Source organism: Paraburkholderia sp. DHOC27, from assembly GCF_003429005.1.
Lineage (GTDB): Bacteria > Pseudomonadota > Gammaproteobacteria > Burkholderiales > Burkholderiaceae > Paraburkholderia.
On sequence record NZ_QVQV01000018.1, the window covers coordinates 1 to 2,333 of the forward strand.

At 61.0% G+C, this 2,333-nt stretch carries 4 protein-coding genes; all 4 read right to left on the reverse strand.

Annotated elements, in window-relative coordinates; translation table 11 throughout:
* Positions 1 to 452, reverse strand: a 452-nt coding sequence (locus D0B32_RS33060; protein ID WP_259295235.1) for a hypothetical protein, incomplete at its 3' end; no start/stop codon positions are given.
* Positions 453 to 488: 36 nt separating this feature from the next.
* On the reverse strand, positions 489 to 809 hold the full coding sequence (locus tag D0B32_RS33065; protein ID WP_259295236.1) for a hypothetical protein: 321 nt from the start codon (positions 807 to 809) through the stop codon (positions 489 to 491).
* Positions 806 to 1,141, reverse strand: a complete 336-nt coding sequence (locus D0B32_RS32410) for a hypothetical protein (RefSeq protein ID WP_147329595.1) — start codon at positions 1,139 to 1,141, stop codon at positions 806 to 808. Before D0B32_RS32410 ends, D0B32_RS33065 begins: the two co-directional genes overlap by 4 nt.
* A 15-nt stretch (positions 1,142 to 1,156) precedes the next feature.
* A partial coding sequence (locus D0B32_RS32115) for a polymorphic toxin type 37 domain-containing protein (protein WP_259295237.1) occupies positions 1,157 to 2,333 on the reverse strand: 1,177 nt, incomplete at its 5' end.

The window sequence follows — 2,333 nt, forward strand, 5'->3', positions numbered from 1 at the left end:
AAGGTCTGACGGGCACCAGCCATCCTTGGGGGGCTGTGGCTTAGGTGGCTTGGGAAGGGGACTATATGGACGCGGAAATTTGCTGCGCACTCCATCGATCCAATCATGCACGTGATCACATCCGCCGCACCCGTACGCGTGGTCGCCCTATATGGTTGATACGTGTACTGCGTCCGGCTCTGCTGGTTGGCATCCGTGAGCGCGATCACGTTGTTGTTCCCATCGCGCAGGATGAAGCGATCTTCACTCGCGTCGTCGCCAATACGGCGGAACGTCAGCTCGTTGAGCCCGCTCTCCGGGTACGGGGAGAACAGGCGGATACGGTGCGCGTAGTCGGCATACGGGATCGTGAAGCTCAGTTCGTCGCCGATCCAGAACGACTGCAGCCGGTGCCCGTTGACCGTCTGGTCGGTGCGCCGCCCCTCCATGTCGTAGATGAAGCTCGCGCTCACCGCGCCGCTGATCTGCGCGAGCAGGTCCTGCGCATTTCAGCCGTACTGGTTCACCCCGTCGCTCGCCAGGTTGCCGTTCGCGTCGTAGGTGATGGTCCTGCCCGCCCAGCGCACGAGCTGGTTCGCGCCGTTGTACTGCGCATCGCTCACGGCCTGCGGCAGGTTGACCTTTGCCAGACTACCGCCCGCCTTCGTGCGGTGCCCCGCCAGGTCGTAGCCGTAGGTCAGGTCACCCAGCACGCTGCCGTCCGCCCGCCGGTAGGTGATGCCGAGGTGACCAGGGTCGTAATCCCTGTTTCGATAGTAATGCAGCCCCGTCGGATCATTCTCCCGTCCGGTGTACTGCTGGCTGTTCACATCCGCCGCGCCCGTCCGGATGGTCGCTCCGTACGACTGGAACGCGTCTCGAACATACTTTTGTGCCAATAGAATCGCTCAGCACTTAGCCAAGCGAACTTCTTTCGAGCGGCCAATTCGCGTAGAGGTGCAAGCGGAATTCCGTATCGCCAAAGCAATGCTATCAAATCCCATACAGCGTCCTTGGTTAAATAACGAATATCAATGTCGATTTCCAATCCTTTGCCGACCCCTTGTATGCGTTTAATCGCTGCGATTCCGTTTAGCCCTTCAAAGAAGCGCCGCTCGTCTCCCATTGAATAAAATGTACACAGAGTAATTTCAAGCTGCATTTTTCAGGTCCTCGACTATCTCCGCTTTCCACCTGGGTAAATATTATCGTATCCTCCACCAGGTTTTTGGACGTCCCAATGAGACCCGCCGTGTGAGTCGCCTTTGCTTGGATCGTACGGCCCGGTCGGTACCCACACGTTTCCGCTCTTGTCGCGCCAACCATATCCCTTTCCGTTAGGCGCCTTGCCCCAATCGTCACCAGCCTTGGGTGAGCAAAAGCCCTCTGCCTCCCCGGGCTTACCTGGAGCCTTCGGTCCGTCCGGATCATAAGCATTTGCCGGAGGCTTGGCCGACGTGATTCCGTTGACCAGGTCGTTAAACCAAGGTGGAACACGACCACCCGTGCCCGGCCCGACACCCGGCACAGGTACTGGTGTAATCGGAATAGCCCACTGCAATCCAGCCGGATCAGTCAGCGAAACCGGATCCCCACCCACATAAGCATACGCATTGGTCTGCCCACTGGCCCACCCAGCCGGGTCCTCACTGATGAACCGCGAGGTCACCGGGTCGTAATACCGGTTCCGATAGTAATACAGCCCCGTCGGATCATTCTCCCGCCCGGTGTACTGCTGCGTGTTCACATCCACCGCACCGGTTCGCGTAGTCGCCCCATATGGCTGGTACGTGTACTGCGTCTGGCTCTGCTGATTCGCATCCGTGAGCGCGATCACGTTGTTGTTCGCATCGCGCAGGATGAAGCGGTCCGCGCTGGCATCATCGCCAATGCGGCGGAACGTCAGCTCATCGAGCCCGCTCTCCGGGTACGGCGAGAACAGGCGCATACGGTGCGCGTAGTCGTTATCCGGAATCGTGAAGCTCAGTTCGTCGCCGATCCAGAACGACTGCGTCCGGTGTCCGTTGACGGTCTGGTCGCTGCGCCGCCCGTCCATGTCGTAGACAAAGCTCGCGCTCACCGTGCCGCTGATCTGCGCGAGCAGATCCTGCCCATTCCAGCCGTACTGGTTCACCCCGTCGCCCGCGAGGTTGCCGTTCGCGTCGTAGGTGAAGGTTCTGCCCGCCCAGCGCACGAGCTGGTTCGCGCCGTTGTACTGCGCGTCGCCCACCGCCTGCGGCAGGTCCGCCTTCGCGAGGCTCCCGCCCGCCTTCGTGCGGTGCCCCGCCAGGTCGTAGCCGTAGGTCAGGTCGCCCAGCATGCTGCCGTCGGCGCGCCGGTAGGTGATGCCGGTC

Excerpts from the sequence above, each read along its gene's own strand:
- D0B32_RS32410 (WP_147329595.1), bottom strand. The coding sequence starts at position 1,141 with ATGCAGCTTGAAATTACTCTGTGTACATTTTATTCAATGGGAGACGAG.